General features: G+C 43.2%; 21 protein-coding genes and 1 tRNA gene. 16 read left to right on the top strand and 6 right to left on the bottom strand.

Going from position 1 to position 25,135, the window contains the following annotated elements:
• Positions 1–52: 52 nt before the first annotated feature.
• The 8 genes from KZX55_RS08550 (at position 53) to KZX55_RS08515 (ending at position 11,156) form a co-directional block, all read left to right on the top strand.
• Positions 53–126 (top strand) — tRNA-Pro (locus tag KZX55_RS08550).
• A gap of 177 nt (positions 127–303) precedes the next feature.
• Positions 304–4,695, top strand: coding sequence for a PolC-type DNA polymerase III (locus tag KZX55_RS08545; protein ID WP_248026754.1), 4,392 nt, complete (start codon positions 304–306; stop codon positions 4,693–4,695).
• A 23-nt stretch (positions 4,696–4,718) separates the two neighbouring features.
• Positions 4,719–4,871 carry a hypothetical protein gene (locus tag KZX55_RS08540; protein WP_000776620.1) on the top strand — a complete coding sequence of 51 codons (153 nt, stop codon included), beginning with the start codon at positions 4,719–4,721 and terminating at the stop codon, positions 4,869–4,871.
• A gap of 15 nt (positions 4,872–4,886) precedes the next feature.
• A complete protein-coding gene (locus tag KZX55_RS08535) occupies positions 4,887–6,128 on the top strand; it encodes an aminopeptidase (RefSeq protein WP_248026752.1) in 1,242 nt (413 codons plus the stop codon).
• A 9-nt stretch (positions 6,129–6,137) separates the two neighbouring features.
• Entirely contained in the window at positions 6,138–6,368 is a 231-nt protein-coding gene (locus tag KZX55_RS08530; RefSeq protein ID WP_084868702.1) for a GlsB/YeaQ/YmgE family stress response membrane protein, read from the top strand.
• A 225-nt stretch (positions 6,369–6,593) separates the two neighbouring features.
• The gene (locus KZX55_RS08525; protein WP_248026750.1) at positions 6,594–7,316 is read left to right on the top strand and encodes a pseudouridine synthase; all 723 of its coding nucleotides are present in this window, start codon (positions 6,594–6,596) and stop codon (positions 7,314–7,316) included.
• A 107-nt stretch (positions 7,317–7,423) separates the two neighbouring features.
• Positions 7,424–8,758 (top strand): C1 family peptidase, encoded by a 1,335-nt coding sequence (pepC, locus tag KZX55_RS08520; protein WP_248026748.1) that lies wholly within the window; start codon positions 7,424–7,426, stop codon positions 8,756–8,758.
• A gap of 169 nt (positions 8,759–8,927) precedes the next feature.
• Entirely contained in the window at positions 8,928–11,156 is a 2,229-nt protein-coding gene (locus tag KZX55_RS08515) for an HAD-IC family P-type ATPase (protein WP_248026739.1), read from the top strand.
• A gap of 57 nt (positions 11,157–11,213) precedes the next feature.
• On the opposite strand, the gene KZX55_RS08510 is transcribed toward KZX55_RS08515, so the two are convergent.
• The 4 genes from KZX55_RS08510 to KZX55_RS08495 all read right to left on the bottom strand — a co-directional run bounded on the left by KZX55_RS08510 (position 11,214) and on the right by KZX55_RS08495 (position 15,109).
• Positions 11,214–12,125: a PTS system mannose/fructose/sorbose family transporter subunit IID gene (locus KZX55_RS08510; RefSeq protein ID WP_000818319.1), complete on the bottom strand. Its 912-nt coding sequence runs from the start codon at positions 12,123–12,125 to the stop codon at positions 11,214–11,216.
• 14 nt (positions 12,126–12,139) lie between these two features.
• Positions 12,140–12,952, bottom strand: coding sequence for a PTS mannose/fructose/sorbose transporter subunit IIC (locus tag KZX55_RS08505; RefSeq protein WP_084932891.1), 813 nt, complete (start codon positions 12,950–12,952; stop codon positions 12,140–12,142).
• Between the two features lie 74 nt (positions 12,953–13,026).
• Positions 13,027–14,016 (bottom strand): PTS sugar transporter subunit IIB, encoded by a 990-nt coding sequence (locus KZX55_RS08500; RefSeq protein ID WP_248026731.1) that lies wholly within the window; start codon positions 14,014–14,016, stop codon positions 13,027–13,029.
• Positions 14,017–14,296: 280 nt separating this feature from the next.
• On the bottom strand, positions 14,297–15,109 hold the full coding sequence (locus KZX55_RS08495) for a Cof-type HAD-IIB family hydrolase (RefSeq protein ID WP_221161238.1): 813 nt from the start codon (positions 15,107–15,109) through the stop codon (positions 14,297–14,299).
• 189 nt (positions 15,110–15,298) lie between these two features.
• Here KZX55_RS08495 and KZX55_RS08490 point away from each other — a divergent pair, with 189 nt between their 5' ends.
• The 7 genes from KZX55_RS08490 to KZX55_RS08460 all read left to right on the top strand — a co-directional run bounded on the left by KZX55_RS08490 (position 15,299) and on the right by KZX55_RS08460 (position 22,529).
• Entirely contained in the window at positions 15,299–16,717 is a 1,419-nt protein-coding gene (locus tag KZX55_RS08490; RefSeq protein WP_248026724.1) for an NCS2 family permease, read from the top strand.
• A 54-nt stretch (positions 16,718–16,771) separates the two neighbouring features.
• Positions 16,772–17,479: a CPBP family intramembrane glutamic endopeptidase gene (locus KZX55_RS08485; protein WP_248026722.1), complete on the top strand. Its 708-nt coding sequence runs from the start codon at positions 16,772–16,774 to the stop codon at positions 17,477–17,479.
• 76 nt (positions 17,480–17,555) lie between these two features.
• The gene (gene folP, locus KZX55_RS08480) at positions 17,556–18,530 is read left to right on the top strand and encodes a dihydropteroate synthase (RefSeq protein ID WP_248026720.1); all 975 of its coding nucleotides are present in this window, start codon (positions 17,556–17,558) and stop codon (positions 18,528–18,530) included.
• 1 nt (position 18,531) lies between these two features.
• Positions 18,532–19,854 (top strand): bifunctional folylpolyglutamate synthase/dihydrofolate synthase, encoded by a 1,323-nt coding sequence (locus tag KZX55_RS08475; RefSeq protein ID WP_248026718.1) that lies wholly within the window; start codon positions 18,532–18,534, stop codon positions 19,852–19,854.
• Positions 19,835–20,389, top strand: a complete 555-nt coding sequence (gene folE, locus KZX55_RS08470) for a GTP cyclohydrolase I FolE (RefSeq protein WP_000380916.1) — start codon at positions 19,835–19,837, stop codon at positions 20,387–20,389. The genes KZX55_RS08475 and folE overlap by 20 nt, the downstream gene beginning before the upstream one ends.
• A 42-nt stretch (positions 20,390–20,431) precedes the next feature.
• The gene (gene folK / locus KZX55_RS08465) at positions 20,432–21,253 is read left to right on the top strand and encodes a 2-amino-4-hydroxy-6-hydroxymethyldihydropteridine diphosphokinase (protein ID WP_248026717.1); all 822 of its coding nucleotides are present in this window, start codon (positions 20,432–20,434) and stop codon (positions 21,251–21,253) included.
• Positions 21,246–22,529: a DUF308 domain-containing protein gene (locus tag KZX55_RS08460; protein ID WP_248026715.1), complete on the top strand. Its 1,284-nt coding sequence runs from the start codon at positions 21,246–21,248 to the stop codon at positions 22,527–22,529. The genes folK and KZX55_RS08460 overlap by 8 nt, the downstream gene beginning before the upstream one ends.
• Positions 22,530–22,579: 50 nt before the next feature.
• Here KZX55_RS08460 and KZX55_RS08455 read toward each other — a convergent pair whose 3' ends face one another.
• Positions 22,580–22,897: a DUF960 domain-containing protein gene (locus KZX55_RS08455; protein ID WP_000886045.1), complete on the bottom strand. Its 318-nt coding sequence runs from the start codon at positions 22,895–22,897 to the stop codon at positions 22,580–22,582.
• A 208-nt stretch (positions 22,898–23,105) separates the two neighbouring features.
• On the opposite strand from KZX55_RS08455, the gene ccpA reads away from it, so the two are divergent.
• Complete coding sequence (gene ccpA, locus KZX55_RS08450) at positions 23,106–24,116, top strand: catabolite control protein A (RefSeq protein ID WP_001090635.1); 1,011 nt, start codon at positions 23,106–23,108, stop codon at positions 24,114–24,116.
• 52 nt (positions 24,117–24,168) lie between these two features.
• Here ccpA and KZX55_RS08445 read toward each other — a convergent pair whose 3' ends face one another.
• A complete protein-coding gene (locus KZX55_RS08445) occupies positions 24,169–25,131 on the bottom strand; it encodes an asparaginase (RefSeq protein ID WP_001124802.1) in 963 nt (320 codons plus the stop codon).
• Between the last annotated feature and the right edge of the window lie 4 nt (positions 25,132–25,135).

Here is a 25,135-nt window from a genome sequence, read left to right as displayed (position 1 = left end):
ATCAGGCGGTTAGAGGTTCGACTCCTCTAGGGTGCATTTTTTCTATTTAACGCGGGAAGTAGCTCAGCTTGGTAGAGTACTTGGTTTGGGACCAAGGTGTCGCAGGTTCGAATCCTGTCTTCCCGATCAATCACGAGGATACTTTAGGGTATCTTTTTTGTTTATCTGGGGGATTCTGAGAATCTTCTTTTTTGTTTTTAAGGAATGAATTTAGGAAAACTAGCAGTGCTTAAGGGAATGGTAGTGGCTATATATTTTCTTTAATTATGGTAAAATAGTAAGAGAATAATGTGAGGAAATTGAATGTCAAGTAAGTTTGAAATTTTAATGAATCAAATAGGAGTCTCTGATCAATTGAGACAGGATCCTGCTCTTGTTAATGCAAGTATTGAGCGTGTTGTGGTTCATAAAATTAGTAAGATTTGGGAATTTCATTTTGTATTTTCTAATATTTTACCGATTGAAATCTTTTTAGAGTTAAAGAAAGGGCTTAGTGAAGAATTTTCTAAGACAGGGAATCAAGCTGTTTTCGAAATCAAGGCTCTCTCTCAAGAATTTTCAAATGAACTCTTGCAGGCCTACTATAAGGAGGCTTTTTCTGAAGGTCCATGTGCTAGTCAAGGGTTTAAGTCTCTTTATCAGAATTTGCAAGTTCGTGCAGAGGGAAATCAGCTATTTATTGAAGGTTCAGAGGTGATTGATAAGGAACACTTTAAGAAAAATCATCTTCCTAATTTAACAAAGCAACTTAAAAAGTTTGGTTTTCCAGCTTTTGTCTGCCAAATCGAAAAGAATGATGTTCTTACACAGGAGCAGGAGGAAGCCTTCCATACGGAGAATGAACAAATCGTTCAGGCTGCTAATGAAGAGGCTTTGCGTGCTATCGAACAACTGGAACAGATGGCTCCTCCTCCAGTAGAAGAGAAACCGGCCTTTGATTTTCAGGCTAAAAAGGCTGTGGCAAAACCAAAATTGGATAAGGCTGAAGTTACCCAGATGATTGATGTGACGACTGAGGAGAATCGTTTGGTCTTTGAAGGGGTCGTTTTTGATGTGGAGCATAAGGTGACCAGAACTGGTCGCGTTTTGATCAACTTTAAAATGACGGACTACACTTCAAGTTTTTCAATGCAAAAATGGGTTAAGAATGAAGAAGAGGCTCAGAAGTTTGACATCATTAAGAAAAATTCCTGGCTTCGTGTTCGTGGGAATGTGGAGATGAATAACTTCACACGAGATTTGACAATGAACGTGCAGGATGTGCAGGAAGTTGTTCACTATGAGCGGAAGGATTTGATGCCGGAAGGTGAGCGTCGGGTTGAGTTTCATGCTCATACTAATATGTCGACCATGGATGCTCTGCCAGAAGTAGAGGAAATTATTGCGACAGCTGCAAAGTGGGGACACAAGGCGGTTGCCATCACGGACCATGGGAATGTTCAGTCCTTTCCACATGGCTACAAGGCAGCTAAGAAAGCAGGAATTCAGCTGATCTATGGAATGGAAGCCAATATCGTTGAAGACCGTGTTCCTATCGTTTACAACGAAGTGGAGATGGACTTGTCAGAAGCGACCTACGTGGTTTTTGACGTGGAAACGACGGGACTTTCAGCTATCTATAATGACTTGATTCAAGTTGCGGCTTCTAAGATGTACAAGGGAAATGTTATTGCCGAATTTGATGAATTTATCAATCCTGGATATCCCTTGTCAGCCTTTACTACCGAGTTGACTGGAATTACAGATGATCATGTCAAAAATGCCAAACCACTGGAACAAGTTTTACAAGAATTCCAAGAGTTTTGCAAGGATACGGTTCTAGTTGCCCACAATGCTACCTTTGACGTTGGCTTTATGAATGCTAACTATGGGCGTCATGGTTTGCCTAAGATTAGCCAGCCAGTTATTGATACGCTCGAGTTTGCTAGAAACCTCTATCCTGAGTATAAACGTCATGGTTTGGGACCTTTGACCAAGCGTTTTGGTGTGGCACTGGACCACCACCACATGGCCAACTACGATGCGGAAGCTACTGGTCGTTTGCTCTTTATCTTTATCAAGGATGTAGCAGAAAAACATGGTGTGACTGATCTGGCTAGACTGAATATTGATTTGATTAGTCCAGACTCTTATAAAAAAGCTCGGATCAAGCATGCGACAATCTATGTCAAGAATCAAGTAGGTCTAAAAAATATCTTTAAGCTGGTTTCTTTGTCCAATACCAAATACTTTGAAGGGGTGCCACGGATTCCGAGAACGGTTCTAGATGCTCATCGGGAGGGATTGATTTTAGGCTCAGCCTGTTCAGAGGGTGAAGTTTTCGATGCGGTCGTTTCCCAAGGTGTGGATGCGGCGGTTGAGGTGGCCAAGTATTATGACTTTATCGAGGTTATGCCACCAGCTATCTATGCGCCCTTGATTGCTAAAGAGCAGGTTAAGGATATGGAGGAACTCCAGACCATTATCAAGAGTTTGATAGAGGTTGGAGACCGCCTTGGCAAGCCCGTTTTGGCTACGGGAAATGTTCATTATATCGAACCGGAAGAAGAGATTTACCGTGAAATTATCGTCCGTAGTTTGGGACAGGGGGCTATGATTAACCGAACCATTGGTCACGGTGAACATGCCCAACCGGCTCCTCTGCCAAAGGCTCATTTTCGAACAACCAATGAGATGTTGGATGAATTTGCCTTTTTGGGCGAGGAACTGGCTCGTAAACTGGTTATTGAAAACACCAATGCCTTGGCAGAAACCTTTGAGCCTGTTGAGGTGGTTAAGAGTGACCTGTACACGCCTTTCATCGATAAGGCTGAAGAAACGGTCGCTGAGCTGACCTATAAGAAAGCTTTTGAGATTTATGGAAATCCGCTGCCAGATATTGTTGATTTGCGGATTGAAAAAGAATTAACATCCATACTGGGGAATGGATTTGCCGTGATTTATCTGGCTTCCCAGATGCTGGTGCAACGTTCCAATGAACGGGGTTACTTGGTTGGTTCTCGTGGATCTGTCGGTTCCAGTTTCGTTGCGACCATGATTGGGATTACGGAGGTTAATCCTCTCTCTCCTCATTATGTTTGTAGTCAGTGTCAGTATAGTGAATTTATCACAGATGGTTCTTACGGTTCAGGATTTGATATGCCTGATAAGGACTGTCCAAAGTGTGGTCACAAACTCAGCAAAAATGGGCAGGATATTCCGTTCGAGACCTTCCTTGGTTTTGATGGAGATAAGGTTCCCGATATTGACTTGAACTTTTCGGGAGAAGACCAGCCTAGCGCTCACTTGGATGTGCGTGATATCTTTGGTGAAGAATATGCCTTCCGTGCAGGAACGGTTGGTACGGTGGCTGCCAAGACTGCCTATGGCTTTGTCAAGGGCTATGAGCGGGACTATGGGAAGTTTTATCGTGATGCAGAGGTGGAACGCCTCGCTCAGGGTGCGGCTGGTGTCAAGCGGACAACAGGACAACACCCGGGGGGAATCGTTGTTATTCCTAACTACATGGATGTCTACGATTTTACGCCTGTTCAGTATCCAGCAGATGACGTGACGGCTGAATGGCAGACGACCCACTTTAACTTCCACGATATCGATGAGAATGTCCTCAAACTTGATGTACTGGGGCATGATGATCCGACTATGATTCGGAAACTGCAGGACTTGTCTGGTATTGACCCTAATGAAATTCCCATGGATGATGAAAGCGTTATGGCTCTCTTTTCTGGAACGGAAGTTTTAGGGGTGACGCCTGAGCAAATTGGAACTCCAACAGGGATGCTGGGAATTCCAGAGTTTGGAACCAACTTTGTACGTGGAATGGTAGATGAGACACATCCGACGACTTTTGCGGAGTTGCTTCAGCTGTCTGGTCTATCCCACGGTACCGATGTGTGGCTGGGGAACGCCCAGGATCTGATCAAGCAAGGGATTGCGGACCTATCGACTGTTATCGGTTGTCGGGACGATATTATGGTTTATCTCATGCATGCTGGTCTTGAACCTAAGATGGCTTTTACTATCATGGAACGGGTACGTAAGGGAATGTGGCTAAAGATTTCCGAAGAGGAGCGAAATGGCTACATCGAAGCTATGAAAGCCAATAAGGTACCAGAGTGGTATATCGAGTCCTGTGGGAAAATCAAGTATATGTTCCCCAAAGCCCATGCGGCCGCCTACGTTATGATGGCCTTGCGTGTGGCCTACTTCAAGGTTCACCATCCGATTTATTATTACTGTGCTTACTTCTCCATCCGTGCCAAGGCTTTTGATATCAAGACAATGGGGGCGGGTTTGGATGCCATCAAGCGCAAGATGCAAGAAATTGCTGAAAAACGGAAGAACAATGAAGCCTCTAATGTGGAAATTGACCTCTATACAACTCTTGAGATTGTCAATGAAATGTGGGAACGTGGTTTCAAGTTTGGTAAACTCGATCTCTACCGTAGTCAGGCAACAGAGTTCCTCATCGATGGGGATACCCTCATTCCGCCATTTGTAGCCATGGATGGTCTGGGAGAGAACGTTGCTAAGCAGTTGGTGTGTGCGCGTGAAGAGGGGGAATTCCTCTCTAAGACAGAACTACGTAAACGCGGTGGACTGTCATCAACCTTGGTTGAAAAGATGGATGAAATGGGGATTCTTGGCAATATGCCAGAGGATAATCAGTTGAGTTTGTTTGATGATTTGTTTTAAGAATTAGAACGGAGAACATCTTTATGAAACTTAGAATCTTTGCGGAAGACAAACCAGCTGAAAAGGTTTTTGACTATCAGCTAGAGCTGGCAGATGAAACAATTATCCTATCGACAGTGCTTCTGTCGGGTGCCATTGCTTTAGCAGGATTGTTTTCTGCTTTAAAAGAAAAATAGAAAAGGAAAAATAAAATGGTTTTACCAAATTTTAAAGAAAATCTAGAAAAATATGCGAAATTATTGGTTGCGAACGGAATCAACGTGCAACCTGGTCACACTTTGGCTCTCTCTATCGATGTGGAGCAACGTGAGTTGGCGCATTTGATCGTTAAAGAAGCCTATGCCTTGGGTGCGCATGAGGTTATCGTTCAGTGGACAGATGATGTGATTAACCGTGAGAAATTCCTCCACGCGCCGATGGAGCGTCTGGACAATGTGCCAGAATACAAGATTGCTGAGATGAACTATCTCTTGGAAAATAAGGCTAGCCGTCTTGGTGTCCGTTCTTCTGACCCAGGTGCCTTGAACGGTGTGGACGCTGACAAGCTTTCAGCTTCTGCCAAAGCGATGGGACTTGCTATGAAACCAATGCGCATCGCAACGCAATCCAACAAGGTTAGCTGGACTGTAGCAGCCGCTGCTGGGCTTGAGTGGGCTAAGAAAGTCTTTCCAAATGCTGCGAGCGATGAAGAAGCAGTCGATCTCCTTTGGGACCAAATCTTCAAAACTTGCCGTGTCTATGAAGAAGATCCAGTTAAGGCTTGGGAAGAACATGCAGCCATCCTCAAGAGCAAGGCAGATATGCTTAATAAGGAGCAATTTTCAGCCCTTCATTATACAGCGCCAGGAACTGATTTGACACTTGGCTTACCTAAGAACCACGTTTGGGAATCAGCTGGTGCTATCAATGCACAGGGCGAAGGATTCTTGCCAAATATGCCAACAGAGGAAGTCTTCACAGCGCCTGATTTTCGTCTCGCAGATGGCTATGTTACTTCTACAAAACCACTTAGCTACAACGGAAATATCATTGAGGGAATTAAAGTAACCTTCAAGGATGGTCAAATCGTAGATATCACTGCTGAGAAGGGTGATCAGGTCATGAAAGACCTTGTCTCTGAAAATGCGGGCGCTCGTGCCTTGGGTGAATGTGCCTTGGTACCAGATCCAAGTCCAATTTCTCAGTCAGGTATTACCTTCTTCAACACCCTTTTTGATGAGAATGCTTCAAACCACTTGGCTATCGGTGCAGCCTATGCGACCAGCGTTGTTGGTGGAGCAGAGATGAGCGAAGAAGAACTTGAAGCTGCAGGACTGAACCGTTCAGATGTTCACGTGGACTTTATGATTGGTTCGAATCAAATGGATATCGATGGTATCCGTGAGGATGGAACACGCGTACCACTCTTCCGCAATGGAGATTGGGCAAATTAAGGAGAAGCTATGATTGGAAGCATGTTTGTCGGCCTTTTAATTGGACTACTAGCAGGGGCTATCACCAATCGTGGAGAACGAATGGGATGCTTTGGGAAGATGTTTCTCGGTTGGATTGGTGCCTTTCTAGGACAATTACTCTTTGGTTCTTGGGGGCCGAGCCTAAATGGTACAGCCATTATTCCAGCAGTTCTCGGTGCTATGGTTGTCTTAGCTATCTTCTGGGAAAGAGGAAGTTAATTTCTTAAATCTGATACTCAATGAAAATCAAAGAGCAAACTAGGAAACTAGCCGCAGGCTGCTCAAAGCACTGCTTTGCGGTTGTAGATAGAACTGACGAAGTCAGTAACATCTATACGGCAAGGCGACGTTGACGCGGTTTGAATTTGATTTTTGAAGAGTATGAAAAGAAAAGGAGGTTGGTCACTTGGGCCAGCCTCCTTTTGAGTATGATATAATGGTTCTATGAGATTAGATAAATTTTTAGTTGCCTGTGCTGTGGGGAGTCGGACAGAGGTCAAAAACTTGCTTAAGGCTGGGCGCGTGACAGTAAATGGTAAAAAAGAAAAGTCAGCTAAACTGCAGATTAATGAAGAAAGAGATGAGATTCGCTTTGATGGCCAAGTGCTGGAGTATGAAGAGTTTGTCTACTACATGATGAACAAGCCCCAAGGAGTTATTTCAGCGACTGAGGATCCCAAGCATAGAACAGTTCTAGACTTGCTGGATGATTTGGCTCGGAGCAAGGAAGTTTTTCCAGTAGGGCGCTTGGATATCGATACGCATGGACTCCTGCTCTTGACTAATAATGGTCATCTGGCCCATGCGTTGCTTTCACCTAAACGTCATGTGGATAAGACCTATCTGGCACAAGTCGAGGGAATTATGACCCAAGAAGATGTAGAGACATTTGCCAAGGGCATTCCGCTCAAGGACTTTGCCTGCCAGCCAGCTAAGCTGGAGATTTTGTCAGTGGATTCAGATAAGGATGAGAGCCAGGTTCGGGTGACCATTGCTGAAGGCAAATTCCACCAGGTCAAACGCATGGTAGCCTACTGTGGTAAGGAAGTCGTGGACTTGCAACGTTTGACGATGGGAACTTTAGCCTTGGATGAGAACTTAGAACGAGGAGAATGGCGTCGCGTCAGTCAAGAAGAGCTCGAATTACTTTTTGCTAGTGTGAAATAGTGTCCATAACATGAAAAAGGTGAGTCTATTTGGCTTGCTTTTTCATTTTTCAGTTGCTTCCTTTGTGAAAAGAGTTATAATAGACAGTAGAATAAAAGGAGGAATCTATGAACGCGATTCAAGAATCATTTACGGATCAATTATTTGCTAACTATGAAGCAAATGTCAAATACCAAGCTATCGAAAATGCTGCTAGCCACAACGGAATTTTTGCAGCCCTAGAACGTCGTCAGAGCCATGTAGACAACACACCTGTTTTCTCTTTGGATTTGACCAAGGACAAGGTCACTAACCAGAAAGCCTCTGGTCGTTGCTGGATGTTTGCAGCTCTCAACACCTTCCGCCACAAACTCATCTCTCAATACAAACTTGAAAATTTTGAGTTGTCACAAGCCCACACCTTCTTCTGGGACAAGTATGAGAAATCAAACTGGTTCTTGGAGCAAGTGATTGCGACTGCAGACCAAGACTTGACGAGCCGCAAAGTTAGCTTCCTACTCCAAACTCCTCAACAAGACGGTGGACAGTGGGATATGGTCGTTGCCCTCTTTGAGAAATACGGTGTCGTGCCCAAGTCTGTTTATCCTGAGTCAGTTTCATCTAGCAGTAGCCGTGAGTTAAATGCAATCCTTAACAAATTGCTTCGTCAAGATGCCCAAATCTTGCGTGATTTGTTGGCTTCTGGTGCAGACCAAGCGACTGTTCAAGCCAAGAAAGAAGAGCTCTTGCAGGAAATCTTTAACTTCCTTGCCATGTCTTTGGGACTTCCACCACGCCAGTTTGATTTTGCTTATCGCGATAAGGATAATAACTATCAAAGCGAAAAGGGAATTACTCCACAAGAGTTTTACAAGAAATATGTCAATCTGCCTTTAGAAGATTATGTTTCGGTTATCAACGCCCCAACTGCTGACAAGCCTTACGGTAAATCTTACACAGTTGAGATGTTAGGAAATGTGGTTGGTAGCCGTGCAGTTCGCTACATCAACGTTCCAATGGAACGCTTGAAAGAATTGGCGATTGCCCAAATGCAGACAGGAGAAACTGTTTGGTTTGGTTCAGATGTCGGCCAGCTCAGCAATCGCAAAGCTGGAATCCTTGCGACTGATGTTTATGACTTTGAATCAAGCATGGATATTCAACTCACTCAAGACAAGGCTGGACGTTTGGATTATAGCGAAAGCTTGATGACCCACGCCATGGTCTTGACAGGTGTTGATTTGGACGAAAATGGACAATCAGTCAAGTGGAAAGTTGAAAACTCATGGGGAGACAAGGTCGGTACAGATGGTTACTTTGTTGCCTCAGACGCTTGGATGGACGAATACACTTACCAAATCGTTGTTCGCAAAGAATTATTGACAGCAGAAGAACAAGCTGCTTATGAAGCAGAACCAATCGTGTTAGCACCATGGGATCCAATGGGAGCCTTGGCAGAATAAAGCATAAAGAAAAAAGGTTAGGGGAATCCTAGCCTCTTTTGTTTTTAAGTGCTTCTTAAAGTAGTGATAGATAATGCTTGCCAAGGGAGTTCTTCTTATTTTGAGTCTTTAAGTGACAGAGAAAAAGATATGTGTTATTATAGTAGTACAAAAGGATATCGGAGTAGAAATGAAGTATTTAAGCAGCCAAGACATCAAGGATCGTCAACGAAACATCAGTGACATTAAACCCTATAAAACAACCAAGGAAATCGTCGTTTCAAATATCTTTACTTTCTTTAATGCCATGAACTTGGCTCTGGCAGTTCTGGTAGCCACAACCTTGCGATTTGAAAATATGCTCTTTTTAGGTGTGATTGCTATCAATACAGCCATTGGGATTTTCCAAGAAGTGCGTTCAAAAAATTCTCTGGAAAAGCTAAGTTTGCTTGGTAAAAGTAAGTACAGAGTCAACCGAGATGGCCAAACGATTGAGATTGATCCAGAGGACATCGTTCTGGGTGAGTACCTGTATCTCAATCTGGGTGATCAGGTGCCTGTCGATGCAGAAGTGCTTGAAGGAAATATTGAAGTGGATGAGTCTTTGCTGACGGGTGAGAGTGATTCTGTCTTTAAAACGGTTGGTGACCAGCTGATGAGCGGAAGCAATGTCGTTAGCGGTACTTGTCTGGTTACGGCAACGGCGGTCGGACCCGATAGTTATATCAACAAACTCGCAAAATCCAGCAAGGAATTCAAAAAATACCCTTCTCAACTACGCGATTACATGGATAAGATTTTAAAAATCGTCTCTATCCTGCTGGTGCCAGTTGCCATTCTGCTCTATGTCAGAGGTTTTAGTCTAGGGCGGACTTATATTGAAATTGTCTTGGGAAGTTCTGGCGCCTTGGTCGGCATGATTCCAGAGGGATTGATTCTACTGGTTAGCGTTTCCCTAGCAGTAGCGGCTATGAAGCTGGCCAAAAAGAAGGTTCTAGTGCAGGAACTATACTGTGTGGAAACTTTGGCGCGAGTAGATGTTCTTTGTTTTGATAAGACAGGAACCATCACGACTGGTAATATGAAGGTCCAAGAAATGGATGTTAATGTAGCAGAGAAACTGTCTTCTTATCTAGCCTATTTTGACGATGAAAATGCGACGTCGCGGGCTCTGAAGACTTACTTAACCTGTGAGAAAAAGTGGGACGTTCAAGAGGTAGGTGCCTTTTCAAGTAAAAATAAGTATTCCTTTGTCCAAGTAAAAGAGGGCGGGACCTATTTCTTCGGGGCCTATGAGTTTCTAGGCTTTACCCAAGCGATGGATCCTTACTATGAACATCTAAAACAGCAAGGTTTTCGAATCTTATCGCTTGCTCATAGCAAGGACCAGATTACAAGCCCAGCCAATATGGAACTATTAGGGCATGTCGTTCTGTCAGATGAGATCAAGGATAATACCAAGGAAACCTTTGATTATTTCGAGTCACAAGGTGTTGAAGTGAAGATTATCAGTGGGGATAATCATGTGGCTGTATATGGGGTGGCTCGTAAAGCAGGATTTAAAGAATCAGCGCGAGCAATTGATATGACCAAGGTGAGTGATGAGGACTTTGAAAGAGTGGTCTTGGAACACGATATCTTTGGACGCGTGACTCCTGAGCAGAAAGAAAAGATGGTGACCGTTTTGCAAAATGCTGGTAAAACAGTTGCTATGAGTGGTGACGGGGTCAACGATGTTCTGGCTCTCAAGAAAGCAGATATTAGTTTTGCTATGAATGGTGCTACTAGTGCAGCCAAAAGCGTCTCCAACATTGTTTTTCTCACAGATGACTTTGTAGTATTCTATGATATCTTGATGGAAGGCCGCCGTGTCATCAATAACATCCAAAAGGTCGCCTCTCTCTTTCTAACAAAGACTTTCTTCTCCATCGTTTTTGCGATTTTGAGTGTGATCTTTGGTTTGGAATTTGCCTTTATCCCCATTCAGTTTACAATCATTTCAGCCATTACGATTGGGATTCCATCCTTCTTTCTAACTTTTGAGTCCAATAAAGAAAAGGTTAGCACTCACTTTATGAGAGATATCCTAACCAACGCGGCGATTGGTGGTGGCGTTCTGGTTGCTAGTGTTCTCCTGACCAACTTCTTTATCACTGTCCCAGGTCAGGTCAAATTTATTTGCTTCCTACTGGCTTTAATCAATGGTCTGTGTCTAGTTGCCAAGGTCAGTCTGCCATTTAATCGATACAAACTAGTCTTGCTCACACTGTTGAGCCTTGCAGCCCTTGTTGGCGTACTTGCCAATACCTTCATCTTGCAAGGAGCGTATGTGCCTTTAGAAACCACCCAAGTCGTCTATGTAGCCATCCTAGCAGTGGTGATTGGTGGCTTGCATTATTTGACTAGAAGAAAAAGTTGATACACAAAAAGAATCAGGTTTATTACCTGATTCTTTTTTATTTATATTCTCGATGGTTTACATGATACCGAAGAAACGAGCTGCAATACCTACTGCAAAGAGAGCAAGGATGATTGCGATTGGTGATACTTTTTTCTTAAGCAACCACATGCAGAGGAAAGTAAGGAGAAGTCCCATCAATCCTGGAATCAATGAGTTCAACTGACCTTGAAGTGTTTGTGGTTGAACGCTATCCAAGCTCAAACCACTAAGAGCCTGACCAAGAATTCCCTTCAATTCTCCACCTGTTACAGGTCCTTCTGGGAAGTTGATGTAGGCACCTTCAGCCAATTGTTTACCAGGAAGGTTAACAGTGAAGTTGATAGATACCCAACGTTGTACAAGAACGGCAAGGATGAACATACCAAGGATAGATGCTCCTTTAGTGATGTCTTTCAAGATACCACCAGACATGTCTTTAGTGATTTCAGATCCAGCTTTGTAACCGAACTCTTGTGTATACCATAGGAAGGCCATACGGATAGCATTCCATCCGAAGAAGAAGAGAAGGGGACCAACAATGTTACCAGATGCAGCAAGTGATGCACCAAGGGCTCCAAGGATAGGACGAACTGTAAACCAGAATACTGGGTCACCGATACCAGCAAGAGGTCCCATCATACCGATCTTAACCCCTTGGATAGCCGCATCGTCGATTTCAACACCGTTAGCGCGTTCTTCTTCAAGTGCAAGAGTAACCCCCATGATTGGAGCAGCGACGTATGGGTGAGTGTTGAAGAACTCAAGGTGACGCTCAAGAGCAGCCGCTTGGTCTTCTTTTTTAGTGTACAATTTTTTGATAGCTGGGATCAATGAGTAAGCCCAACCCAAGTTTTGCATACGTTCGTAGTTCCAAGAACCTTGAAGGAATTGTGAACGCCACCAAACTTTTTGACGATCTGATTTTGATAATTGAATTTTTTCAGCCATGATTGTTCCCCTTTCTAGTAGTCTTCTAGGATATCACCGATTGGGTCGTTAGAAGTCGCAGCTCCGCCGCCACCGTTTCCGCCTTGTTTTGTAAGGTTAAGGTAGATGAAAGCAAGGGCAACACCGATGACACCAAGGGCAATCAAAGTCAATTGAGAGATTGCTGCAAGAGCAAAACCGATAGCGAAGAATGGCCATACTTCACGAGTTGCCATCATGTTGATAACCATAGCGTAACCAACGGCAACGACCATAGCACCACCGACAGCCATACCACCATTCAACCATTCTGGCATTAGGCCAAGAGCGTCTTGAACAGCAGAAGCTGGGATAGCGATAAGGAAGGCTGCAGGGATAGCGATACGAAGACCTTGAAGAACAAGGGCAAAGTAGTGAGCGCGTTCAACAGCCGCAATGTTTCCTTCTTTTGCAGCTGCGTCAGCTGAGTGAACCAAGGCAACTGAGATTGTACGAACAATCATTGTCAAGAAAAGTCCAGCTACGGCAAGAGGGATAGCTGTGGCTGTTGCGACGGCGATACCTTCAGTAGTAAAATTACCACCTTTGATCAAGATGATCGCTGCGGCAACAGATGCAAGAGCAGCGTCAGGAGCTACGGCAGCTCCGATGTTAGCCCAACCAAGGGCGATCATTTGAAGAGATCCACCAAGCATAACACCTGCTTCAAGGTTACCTGTTGCAAGTCCGATAAGGGTACATGCGACGATTGGTTGATGGAATTGGAATTGGTCGAGGATACCTTCAAGACCTGCAAGGAAGGCAACAACTACAACCAAGATAGCAGAAATGATTGAAATATCTGACATGGTTTTATTCCTTTTCTATTTAGTTTTAATAAAGTATTTAATCCTGTTTTCAAAAATGATAAAACAGATTAAAATTATTGAACGTTTGCTTTCTTAATCAAGTCAAACAAATCTTTTTTCGTGTCGTTTGGTACTTTACGTACATCAAATTCAACACCGAGGTCACGCATTTTTTCAAATGTTGCAACATCATCTTTGTCCATAGACAAGACGTTGTTGATCATTGTTTTACCTGTTGAGTGGGCCATAGAACCAACGTTAAGGGTTTTGATTGGCACGCCGCCTTCGATGGCACGAAGGGCATCTTGAGGTGTTTCAAACAAGATAAGAGCATGTGTGTTACCAAAACGAGGATCTTTTGCAACTTCAATCAATTTTTTGATTGGTACAACGTTCGCTTTTACTCCGTTAGGAGCAGCTTGCTTGATCAATTCTTTACGCAACTCGTCGTTTGCAACGTTATCTGAAGCAACGATGATACGGTCTGCTTTTGAATCTGGTGTCCAAGCAGTTGCGACTTGTCCGTGAAGAAGACGTGTGTCAAGACGGGCAAGATTGATTTTCAATTTACCATCTCCGATAACAGTTCCTTCTGGAATAGCAGCTTGGGCAACTGGAGCAGCCGTAGCACTAGCCCCTTCCTCAACTGGATTGAGCTCTTCTGGAAGAGCTTTGATGCCATCTTTGGCTTCTTTAATGATATTCGCAGCGACTTTATCCACACCTGCAGTAGCGTCCATAAGGCGCTCAGTGTAGGCTTGGATCAACATCGGCAAGTTAAGCCCTGTGATGATGGCAAACTTACGCTCAGGATTTTCTCCCATCACGCGGCTAGCTTGGTTGAATGGAGATCCACTCCAAAGGTCAGCCAATACTAGAACCTCATCTTCTGCGTCAAATGCAGCCACAGCATTGTTGAATTTAGCGTAAAGGTCATCTGGACCTTCATTTGGCATAAAGGTTACAACTAGAACCTTTTCTTGTTCACCAAAGATCATAGATCCTGACTGATGAATACCCGCAGCAAATTCGCCGTGGCTCGCAATAATGATTCCGATACTCATTATTGTCATTCCTCCTTTTAAAATGTTTGACTTATAGGTTTCCTAAAAAACCTCAGACGTACCTAGTATAAATCGTTTTCATATAAAAATCAACTACTTTTTCGAAAATTGTAAAAGTTTTCAATGAAAATAGGCTTACAAAATGTTAATATATAAATAAATTCAAAAAATATATGAAAATAGCAATAGAAAATTTAATATAAAAATACTGAAAATGAGTGACCTTTATGAAAACAGAATGAAAATAAAAGGAAAGATTGCAGGATAGCAATCCTCCTTTTTATAGGAATAAATTTTGTAAAGCGTGGGCTACCCCGTCTTCTTCGTTGGTCAGAGGAAGTTGTTCGTCTGCATATGGAAGGAGAGAAGGATTGGCGTTTTTCATAGCATATCCCTTGCCTGCAAATGCCAACATTTCCGTATCATTATGCTCATCACCAAAGGCGATTAAGTCTTTTTTATCACGATTCATCACATTGAGCAGGTACTCTAGAGCAAAGGCCTTGTTTACACCCTTGGGAGTACACTCGAGGATGTTGAGGGGACCACCCCAGGTATTGATAGCTAGTTGGTGCTGATAAAAACGATTCATCTCGTCCGCTAGAGCGTATTTGTCTTTAACCCTTGTTTGCAAGAGAATGCAGTTGGGATTCTTGGTTACTCGTTCGGGTTTGAATTGATTTTCCGGTTGGAAGTTCTCTACGCCAAATAGTTTAGGGTCCGCAATTTCTTCATTCGGAGCTGTAATGTAAAATTTCTTACGGTATTCTCCTGCAATAAAGTCGGCCTGGATATCCTCTTTACGTTTGACCATATCTAGGAGATATTTTTTGTCCAAAGTTAAGCATCTTTCGTGCTCCCAAGCCTGTCCTGGTAGATGGGTAAGGGAGCCGTTAAAGTTAATCATGGGAGTATGCAATTCTAGTTCGCGGTAGAAGTCTTTTGCCATGCGATACGGACGCCCCGTCGTGATGATGACATGATGTCCTTTTTCTGAAATTTTTTTGATTGTCTCTTTGGTAAAATCGGAGAGCTTGCTTTCGCTATTCAACAGGGTTCCGTCCAAATCGACTGCGATAATTTTTTTAGTCATATAAACCTTCCTAGTCGTTTCCAGATAAGATGTCTACTATTATATCAAAAAGAAAGAAGAAAAGCAGACTCGAGATAAAAAACAAAAATTGTTCCAATTTGGTAAATAAACCAAATAAATATATTGAAAAGGTGAATGATAAGTGGTATAATACTAATATTGTTCGTAAAAAACAAAAGGAGATTCATAATGGAAAAACTATTTAAACTAAAAGAGAACGGGACGGACGTTCGTACGGAGGTTCTCGCTGGTTTAACAACTTTCTTTGCAATGAGTTACATTCTCTTTGTAAACCCACAAATGCTTGCGCAGACAGGGATGCCTGCTCAAGGTGTTTTCCTAGCAACGATTATTGGTGCAGTAGCTGGTACCCTGATGATGGCCTTCTATGCGAACCTGCCATATGCTCAAGCACCAGGTATGGGACTCAATGCCTTCTTTACCTTTACAGTCGTATTTGGACTTGGTTATTCATGGCAAGAGGCCTTGGCTATGGTCTTTATCTGTGGGATTATTTCACTAATCATTACCTTAACAAATGTTCGTAAAATGATTATTGAATCCATTCCCAATGCGCTTCGTTCGGCTATTTCAGCAGGTATCGGTGTCTTCCTTGCCTATGTAGGGATTAAGAATGCTGGTCTTTTGAAATTCTCTATTGATCCAGGAAGTTATACAGTTGCTGGTGAGGGTGCTGATAAGGCCCAAGCAGCCATTACAGCAAACTCTTCAGCAGTTCCAGGTCTGGTTAGCTTTAATAATCCAGCTGTTTTAGTGGCTATTGCAGGTTTGGCGATTACGATTTTCTTTGTTATCAAGGGTATCAAAGGAGGAATCATTCTTTCTATCTTAACAACGACAGTTCTTGCTATCGCTGTTGGTTTGGTTGATGTATCAAGCATTGATTTTTCTAATAACCATGTAGGTGCAGCCTTTGAAGATTTGAAGACAATTTTTGGCGCAGCACTTGGTTCACAAGGATTGGGTGCTTTAATCTCAGACACTGCTCGTCTACCGGAAACACTTATGGCTATTCTGGCCTTCTCGTTGACAGATATTTTTGACACAATTGGTACCTTGATTGGTACAGGTGAAAAAGTCGGTATCGTAGCGACAAATGGTGAAAATCACCAATCAGATAAGTTGGATAAGGCTCTTTACTCTGACTTGATTGGTACTTCAATTGGTGCCATCGCAGGTACTTCAAACGTAACAACCTATGTTGAGTCTGCAGCGGGTATCGGTGCAGGTGGACGTACTGGATTGACAGCCCTAGTGGTTGCGATCTGTTTTGCTCTATCTAGCTTCTTTAGCCCACTTCTAGCGATTGTTCCTACAGCTGCAACAGCACCAATTTTGATCATCGTCGGAATCATGATGCTTTCTAACTTGAAAAACATTCCTTGGGATGATATGGCTGAAGCGGTTCCTGCCTTCTTTACATCTATCTTCATGGGATTCAGCTACTCTATCACACAAGGGATTGCAGTTGGTTTCTTGACTTATACGTTAACAAAAGTTGTCAAAGGTCAAGCAAAGGACGTGCACGCGATGATTTGGATTTTGGATGCCTTGTTTATCCTTAACTATATCAGTATGGCGCTTTAAATGATATAATAGTAGAAAAGGGGTTATCCCCCTTTTACTATAAGGAGGTATATCATGAAAGAAAAGACGATCTGGCGAGAGGTTTGGGACAGAGGGATGTGGATCCTCATCCTTTTAGCAGCTTTTGTCCTATCACAATTTCCTTTAGGGTTATCCGCTTGGTTGACTTCTAAACAATTTCCGCTTTTGCAGTCAGGACTCTTAGTTGGTGCTTTGTCTATTGTCGTTTTGGTAGTATTCATCATTGGTGCGCGAAAAACAAAGCTTGCTACCTTTGATCTATCCTTTTTTAAGGCTAAGGACCTAGCTCGCTTGGTATTGAGCTATCTAGTAATCTTTGCTACTAATTTGTTGGGATCAGCTTTGCTTCGCATGATGAATGAAACAACGACGAGTAATCAATCAATACTGAATGGCTTAGTTCAGAATAGTTCCTTGATTTCAACTTTCTTCCTACTAGTCTTGATTGCGCCGATTTGTGAAGAAATTTTGTGTCGTGGAATTATTCCAAAAAAGATCTTCCGTGGGAAAGAAAAACTTGGCTTTGTTGTTGGTGCAATCGTCTTTGCCTTGCTCCATATGCCAACCAATTTACCTTCTGTGATTATTTATGGAGGGATGTCAACGGTTTTGACTTGGACAGCCTATAAGACTGAGCGTTTGGAGATGTCCATTTTGCTTCATATGATTCTTAATGGTATTGCATTTTGTTTGTTGGCCTTATTGGTATTGATTAGTAGAAATCTAGGTCTATCATTCTAAACCATTGGCCTACTTGAAAAAGATGAATACTAACGTGTCCATCTTTTTTCTTTTTATGGTAAAATAGAGAGATAATATGGTAGAGAACCTTAAGGGAGTAACCGTTATGTCCAATAAAGTCAACCGCGAAAAAACAGCTATTTGTGGAATTATCAATGTAACACCAGATTCTTTTTCGGATGGTGGGCAGTTTTTTGCTCTTGAGCAGGCACTCCAGCAAGCTCGTAAATTGATAGCAGAAGGAGCGAGCATGCTAGATATTGGCGGAGAATCGACTCGGCCGGGCAGTAGCTATGTTGAGATAGAAGAGGAAATCCAGCGTGTTGTTCCAGTGATTAAAGCTATCCGTGAGGAAAGTGATGTTCTCATTTCCATCGATACTTGGAAAAGTCAGGTGGCAGAGGTTGCCTTGGCTGCTGGTGCCAATCTGGTAAATGACATTACGGGTCTCATAGGAGATGAGAAAATGGCGGATGTGGTTGCTAAGGCTGGTGCGAAAGTAGTCATCATGTTTAATCCAGTCATGGCTCGACCTCAGCATCCTAGCTCGCTCATATTTCCTCATTTTGGATTTGGTCAGGCTTTTACAGAGGAAGAGTTAGCTGACTTTGAAAAAATGCCAATTGAAGACTTGATGGAGGCTTTCTTTGAACGAGCTCTAGTGAGAGCGAATCAAGCTGGGATAGTAAGAGAAAACATTCTGCTGGATCCAGGGATTGGCTTTGGTTTGACCAAGAAAGAAAATCTGCTCCTTCTACGGGATTTGGATAAACTGCATCAGAAAGGCTATCCAATCTTTCTTGGAGTTTCGCGTAAGCGATTTGTCATCAATATCCTAGAAGAAAATGGTTTTGAAGTTAATCCTGAAACGGAAGTCGGTTTCCGCAATCGGGACACAGCTTCAGCTCATGTAACCAGTATCGCTGCAAGACAGGGTGTCGAAGTAGTGCGCGTGCATGATGTAGCCAGTCACAAGATGGCGGTTGAAATTGCGTCAGCCATTCGTTTGGCAGATGATGCAGAAAATCTAGATTTAAAACAATATAAATAAGATGAACGAAATTCAAAACAATCAGTGGATTGCCCACTACCGGACGGACCAACCACATTTTGGCTTGGAACGCATGGTAGAACTCCTAGCTCTGCGAGGCAATCCCCATCTCAAACTCAAGGTCATCCATATCGGAGGGACCAATGGCAAGGGTTCAACCATTGCTTTTTTGAAAAAGATGCTGGAAGGGCTAGGCCTGAGAGTTGGGGTGTTCAGCTCGCCCTATCTCATTCATTATACGGATCAGATTAGCATCAATGGGGAATCCATCCCCGAAGCGAAACTAGAAGCCCTCATGGCAGACTATCAGTCTTTGCTTGAGGGGGAATCTGCTGACAATTTGCAGGGAACAACTGAGTTTGAGATTATCACAGCTCTAGCTTATGATTACTTTGCCTCAGAACAAGTAGATGTAGCTATCATGGAAGTCGGCATGGGTGGCCTTCTGGATAGTACCAATGTTTGTCAGCCAATTTTGACAGGGATTACGACCATTGGACTGGATCATGTAGCCCTACTTGGTGATACCTTGGAAGCCATAGCAGAGCAGAAGGCTGGTATTATCAAACAAGGTATTCCATTAGTGACAGGTCATATTGTTCCTGAAGTCTTGACTGTGATCGACCCTATTGCAGAATCTAAAAATGCACCGAGAATACGACATGGGAAAGATTATCAGGTCAGTCACCAAAAGAGTGTGGTGACAGGCGAAATCTTTGATTATACCAGTTCTGTCAGACAAGGTCGTTTTCAAACAGGTCTGCTTGGTTTGCACCAGATAGAGAATGCGGGGATGGCCATAGCTTTACTTGATACTTTTTGTCAAGAAGATGGACGGGAGTTGGCAAGTAATGACTTGGTTGATCAAGCTTTGAAAGAGACCAGATGGCCAGGGCGTTTGGAGGTTCTGTCTAGCGACCCCTTGATGATTTTGGATGGGGCCCACAATCCCCATGCTATTAAGGCTTTACTAGCAACCTTGCAAGAACGCTTTGCGGATTATCGTAAGGAAATCCTCTTTACGTGTATTAAAACCAAGGCCTTGGAGGATATGTTGGATTTGCTAGAAACGGTGCCAGATATTCAATTGACTGTAACCCATTTTGACGATAGTCGGGCGACTGATGAAAGCGTGCTGAAAGAGACAGCCAAGTCTAGAAATCTCAATTACCAAAGTTGGCAGGATTTTCTAGAGCAGAAATTGACAGATAAAAAAGAAGAGAAACAAACAGTTAGGATTGTCACAGGTTCCTTGTATTTCTTGAGCCAAGTGAGAGCCTATCTGATGGAGAGGAAGAACGAGAATGGATACACAAAAGATTGAAGCAGCTGTAAAAATGATTATCGAGGCTGTTGGTGAGGACGCTAACCGCGAGGGGTTGCAGGAAACACCTGCTCGTGTAGCCCGTATGTACCAAGAGATTTTTTCAGGTCTTGGCCAAACTGCTGAGGAACACTTGTCAAAATCCTTTGAGATTATTGATGATAATATGGTAGTGGAAAAGGATATTTTTTTCCATACTATGTGTGAGCACCACTTCTTGCCCTTTTATGGGAGAGCGCACATTGCCTACATTCCAGATGGTCGGGTGGCAGGTTTGTCCAAGCTAGCCCGTACGGTTGAAGTTTATTCTAAAAAACCACAGATTCAAGAACGGTTGAATATTGAAGTGGCTGATGCCTTGATGGACTATCTGGGTGCTAAAGGGGCCTTTGTTGTCATTGAGGCCGAGCATATGTGTATGAGCATGCGTGGTGTCAGAAAACCAGGTACTGCGACTTTGACAACAGTCGCTCGTGGTCTATTTGAAACAGATAAGGACCTCCGAGACCAGGCTTATCGCTTAATGGGACTATAAAAAGAATCCGCTTCATGCGGATTTTTCTAGAAAGGACTAGTTATGGATCAACTGCAGATAAAAGATTTGGAAATTTTTGCTTATCATGGTCTCTTTCCAAGTGAGAAAGAATTAGGGCAGAAGTTTGTTATTTCCGCAAGCTTATCCTATGATATGACCAAGGCGGCGACAGAATTGGATTTGACAGCTTCTGTCCATTACGGAGAATTGTGTCAGCAGTGGACGACCTGGTTTCAGGAAAGCACTGAGGATTTGATTGAAACGGTAGCCTACAAACTAGTTGAACGTACCTTTGAGACCTATCCTCTTGTCCAAGAGATTGAGTTGGAACTAAAAAAACCTTGGGCTCCAGTGCATTTACCGTTGGATACCTGCTCGGTGACCATTCACCGTCGTAAGCAGCGGGCCTTTATCGCTCTAGGAAGCAATATGGGAGACAAAAAAGCAAACTTGGAACAAGCCATTGACAAACTGCGAGCTCGAGGCATCCATATTCTCAAAGAGTCCAGTGTCTTGGCGACGGAACCTTGGGGTGGTGTGGAGCAGGATAGCTTTGCCAATCAGGTGATTGAAGTAGAAACCTGGCTACCAGCACCAGTCTTGTTAGAAACATTATTAGCCATCGAGTCAGAAATGGGACGGGTGAGAGAAGTGCATTGGGGGCCTCGCTTGATTGATTTGGACTTACTCTTTGTGGAGGACCAAGTCATCTATACAGACGACCTCATCTTACCTCATCCTTATATAGCAGAACGCCTCTTTGTCCTTGAGCCGTTAGCGGAAATAGCCCCCCATTTTATCCATCCAATCTTAAAACAACCAATTCGTTACTTGGTTGACCAGTTGGAGCAAGGAAATGCCTAAACTTTCCGAGACCTATAGTAAGTGGAAGAGTATCGGGGAGGGACTACTTGCTATTGTTCTAGGGCTTCTCTTGATTCGTTTTGGACAAGTTATTCCGCGGATGGGGTACCAGTTGCTGATGGGCTACTTTTCCTTGTCAGCAGTTTGGCACTTGTTGACTCGCTGGTTTCAGGATAAAAAACGTCGGGAAAATATCTTTGTAACCTTGGCCAAGCTGGTGGTCGCGGCTCTCGTGTTTGACTCTATCATCTTGCAAGACCTTGCCCTCTATCTCCTAGTCTTTGCCATTGCGAGCTACCAGCTGTTTACGGGTGGCATTAGTCTTGTGACCTGGTCTCTCTATCGAAAAAATGCTATTCATCCTCGACTTCACCATCTCTTCGATGCTGTATGGATGACAGGATTTGGGCTTTATAGCATCTCTCCTTTTCACGATGCAGCGAATTTTGAATTGCTCTTGCTTGGGTTTTACTTGCTCATGCTAGGAGCAAGTAGCCTTCGGGATGGTTTCTTTTTTGAAAGGATAGAAAACAACCCCAAGCTAAAACGACGAATGCGAATGACTTTGCCAATCTTTGTGACGGCTTTGATCCCTATCAGTACCTTGCGAAAACTAAATGAGTGGCTGGCAAATCATGAAAGCCAAGAAGGGGAAGTTCATTCAGAAAGAAAAAACGATCAGACGGTTGATCTGGAAATTTTTGTCCATACCTCAGAAACCTCTTTCTTCCTTGCTATGGGACATGTGGATATTTGTTATCAAGGGACAGTTATTTCCTATGGTTCCTATGATCCCCACTCGGAGCGTTTATTCGGTATGGTTGGAGACGGTGTTTTGTTTAAGGCCAATCGAGAAAAATACATTGAGCTCTGTAAGAGGGAAAGTCAGAAGACCTTGTTTGCTTACGGTCTGAGTTTGACGGACCAACAGAAAGCTGCTATCCAAGCTCGTTTAGAAGAAATAGAAGACCTGTTAATTCCTTGGGAGCCGAGCTCTCAATTGATGAAAAGAAGAGAGGGCGAGGTAAAGCATACCTACTCCTACCAACTGAAAGAGGAAGCAGATGCGACCCTCTATAAATTCAGCTCATCCGAGTTTAAGACCTACTTTGTTCTCAGTACCAACTGTGTCTTGCTGGCAGACTCTATCGTGGGAAAAGCTGGGACTGATATATTGAGTCCCCAAGGTTTCATTGTGCCAGGGACTTATCAGGATTACCTTGACTTAGAGTATACAAAACCAAACGGTCTAGTTGTTAGTCGCTCTATTTATTAGAAAAAGAAAACTCTAGTTCCTCAGCAGTTTGCGCTGAGAAGCTAGAGTTTTTAAAATAGGTCATTTTCTTCTGGAAGGAGGATGGTTTCTCTGCCGTCCAAGTCTAAAACAAGAACCCTAGGAGGGTAAAGCGGATCGAAAGGATGATTGAAATCAAAATCGATGCTAGTCGGAAGGTGCTGGCTAGAAAAATGGAAGGTGATGGTCCCCTTATTGTTGAGCAGTTGAAACTCAAGTTCTTCTTCTAATTCAAAGACATTTTTCAGAAAATGATCGATAATATACCATAAAGAGTCAATGACATCGTCAGGCAGGCTGGTCACAACACCAAAACTAGCAGAACGTCTCTGAGTATTTGTAAAAGCCATAAGAGTCCCCTCCCCCTTTTATTTTTCCTTATCATACAGCAAAATATCTCAAAAATCAAGAAATCGTACTCGCTTTTTCAAAATGAGAATGAAGAATGAAATTTTTTCAAAGTTTCTCCTAAAAATACTTGAAAGTGTTTACAATAAGTGATAAAATGGAATAAGTAGATGCGTGAAAGCGAAATTTTCATTATAGAAAGGAAACGGAATGAACACAGATGATACAGTAACGATTTATGACGTCGCCCGTGAAGCAGGAGTTTCGATGGCAACAGTTAGCCGTGTCGTTAATGGCAACAAGAATGTTAAAGAGAACACTCGAAAAAAGGTCCTAGAAGTGATTGATCGCTTGGACTATCGTCCCAATGCGGTAGCACGTGGTTTGGCTAGCAAGAAAACAACGACAGTCGGAGTTGTGATTCCTAACATTACCAATGGTTATTTCTCAACGCTTGCTAAGGGAATTGACGACATTGCTGAAATGTACAAGTATAACATTGTCCTTGCAAATAGTGATGAGGATGATGAAAAGGAAGTTTCAGTGGTCAACACTCTCTTTTCAAAACAAGTCGATGGGATTATCTTTATGGGCTATCACTTGACTGAAAAGATTCGTTCAGAGTTTTCTCGTTCACGGACACCGGTTGTTCTTGCTGGTACTGTGGATGTAGAACATCAACTTCCAAGTGTAAATATCGACTACAAACAAGCAACGATTGATGCCGTGAGCTACCTTCTCAAAGAAAACGAAAAAATTGCTTTTGTGAGTGGACCACTTGTCGATGATATCAATGGCAAGGTTCGTTTGATTGGTTACAAGGAAGCCTTGAAAAAAGCTGGACATTCTTATAGCGAGGGTTTGGTCTTTGAATCAAAATACAGCTATGACGATGGTTATGCCTTGGCAGAACGCTTGATTTCATCACAAGCTACAGCCGCAGTTGTAACAGGTGATGAATTGGCAGCGGGTGTGTTGAATGGTTTGGCTGACCATGGTGTATCTGTGCCAGAAGAGTTTGAAATCATCACGACAGATGACTCTCAGATTGCACGATTCACTCGTCCAAACTTGACGACTATTGCCCAACCTCTTTATGACTTAGGTGCTATCAGCATGCGTATGTTGACTAAGATTATGCATAAGGAAGAGCTGGAAGAACGTGAAGTTCTCCTACCTCATGGTTTGACAGAGCGCCGCTCTACACGAAAACGTAAATAGTAAAAATAGGAAATCGTGAAGATTTCCTATTTTTGCGTTCTAGAGAAGAGGTTTATCCTTCCATATAGTCTTTCAAAGCCTGTCCTTTTAATCCAGCATTAAGGGCAATTAATAATTTGAGGCGAGCTTTTTGAGCGTTGAGTTCTTTGACAAAGAAAACACCAGCTCGTTGCAACTGCACTCCTCCACCTTGGTAGGCGTAGACAGGTTCAGCAATGCCGTTAAAGCATCGTGAGACCAAGGCGACTGGAATTCCTTTTTGCAGGAGATTTTCCAACTTTTGAGCTGTTTCTTTGGGAACATTGCCTGCTCCAAAAGCCTGAATGACTAAGCCATCCAGTTGTTCCAAGTCTAACATATCGATCAGCTCGTCTGTCATACCTGCATAGGCTGAGATGATGGGAACCAGACCTTGAATATGCTCGAGATCAAACCGGACACGGGGTTCAGCCGTTTTAAAGTAGAGGATTTCTTGCTTCATGATGAGGCCAAGAGGTCCATGTGTTGGGGTTTGAAAGGTGCTGACGTTGGTCGTATGAGTTTTGGTAACATACTTGGCTGCGTGGATCTCGTCGTTCATGACAACCAGCACACCCTTGTCGGCTGCTTTATCATCACTGGCAACTCGCAGAGCGCTCAGATAGTTATATACACCGTCGCTACCAAGTTCATTAGAACTACGCATGGCCCCTGTTAGAACGATGGGGATGGGCGGAATTCTCATGGTATCAAGGAAGTAAGCTGTTTCTTCTAAGGTATCTGTACCATGTGTGATGACAACTCCATCGTAGTTGTCAGCTTCCTCTTTGATTTTATGATAGAGCGCAAGCATATGCTTGGGTTTGATATGAGGGCTTGGCAGATTAAAAAAGTCTAGGGCATGAACCTCAATCCCTTCAAGCGGATTGGAAACATGGTTCATGGGATTGTCCTGACTAGTTACAACTGCCCCAGTAGCGTCTGCTTGCATGGAAATAGTCCCACCTGTATGCAAAACAAGGATTTTCTTAGGCATGATT

The sequence above is a fragment of the Streptococcus halitosis genome (assembly GCF_023147855.1).
Taxonomy (GTDB): domain Bacteria; phylum Bacillota; class Bacilli; order Lactobacillales; family Streptococcaceae; genus Streptococcus; species Streptococcus halitosis_B.
Note: the sequence above shows the minus strand (reverse complement) of the source record. Positions and strands in the feature narration are given on the sequence as shown.

Excerpts from the sequence above, each read along its gene's own strand:
- KZX55_RS08545 (WP_248026754.1), top strand. The coding sequence starts at position 304 with ATGTCAAGTAAGTTTGAAATTTTAATGAATCAAATAGGAGTCTCTGAT.
- KZX55_RS08540 (WP_000776620.1), top strand. The coding sequence starts at position 4,719 with ATGAAACTTAGAATCTTTGCGGAAGACAAACCAGCTGAAAAGGTTTTT.
- KZX55_RS08535 (WP_248026752.1), top strand. The coding sequence starts at position 4,887 with ATGGTTTTACCAAATTTTAAAGAAAATCTAGAAAAATATGCGAAATTA.
- KZX55_RS08530 (WP_084868702.1), top strand. The coding sequence starts at position 6,138 with ATGATTGGAAGCATGTTTGTCGGCCTTTTAATTGGACTACTAGCAGGG.
- KZX55_RS08525 (WP_248026750.1), top strand. The coding sequence starts at position 6,594 with ATGAGATTAGATAAATTTTTAGTTGCCTGTGCTGTGGGGAGTCGGACA.
- pepC (WP_248026748.1), top strand. The coding sequence starts at position 7,424 with ATGAACGCGATTCAAGAATCATTTACGGATCAATTATTTGCTAACTAT.
- KZX55_RS08515 (WP_248026739.1), top strand. The coding sequence starts at position 8,928 with ATGAAGTATTTAAGCAGCCAAGACATCAAGGATCGTCAACGAAACATC.
- KZX55_RS08510 (WP_000818319.1), bottom strand. The coding sequence starts at position 12,125 with ATGGCTGAAAAAATTCAATTATCAAAATCAGATCGTCAAAAAGTTTGG.
- KZX55_RS08505 (WP_084932891.1), bottom strand. The coding sequence starts at position 12,952 with ATGTCAGATATTTCAATCATTTCTGCTATCTTGGTTGTAGTTGTTGCC.
- KZX55_RS08500 (WP_248026731.1), bottom strand. The coding sequence starts at position 14,016 with ATGAGTATCGGAATCATTATTGCGAGCCACGGCGAATTTGCTGCGGGT.
- KZX55_RS08495 (WP_221161238.1), bottom strand. The coding sequence starts at position 15,109 with ATGACTAAAAAAATTATCGCAGTCGATTTGGACGGAACCCTGTTGAAT.
- KZX55_RS08490 (WP_248026724.1), top strand. The coding sequence starts at position 15,299 with ATGGAAAAACTATTTAAACTAAAAGAGAACGGGACGGACGTTCGTACG.
- KZX55_RS08485 (WP_248026722.1), top strand. The coding sequence starts at position 16,772 with ATGAAAGAAAAGACGATCTGGCGAGAGGTTTGGGACAGAGGGATGTGG.
- folP (WP_248026720.1), top strand. The coding sequence starts at position 17,556 with ATGGTAGAGAACCTTAAGGGAGTAACCGTTATGTCCAATAAAGTCAAC.
- KZX55_RS08475 (WP_248026718.1), top strand. The coding sequence starts at position 18,532 with ATGAACGAAATTCAAAACAATCAGTGGATTGCCCACTACCGGACGGAC.
- folE (WP_000380916.1), top strand. The coding sequence starts at position 19,835 with ATGGATACACAAAAGATTGAAGCAGCTGTAAAAATGATTATCGAGGCT.
- folK (WP_248026717.1), top strand. The coding sequence starts at position 20,432 with ATGGATCAACTGCAGATAAAAGATTTGGAAATTTTTGCTTATCATGGT.
- KZX55_RS08460 (WP_248026715.1), top strand. The coding sequence starts at position 21,246 with ATGCCTAAACTTTCCGAGACCTATAGTAAGTGGAAGAGTATCGGGGAG.
- KZX55_RS08455 (WP_000886045.1), bottom strand. The coding sequence starts at position 22,897 with ATGGCTTTTACAAATACTCAGAGACGTTCTGCTAGTTTTGGTGTTGTG.
- ccpA (WP_001090635.1), top strand. The coding sequence starts at position 23,106 with ATGAACACAGATGATACAGTAACGATTTATGACGTCGCCCGTGAAGCA.
- KZX55_RS08445 (WP_001124802.1), bottom strand. The coding sequence starts at position 25,131 with ATGCCTAAGAAAATCCTTGTTTTGCATACAGGTGGGACTATTTCCATG.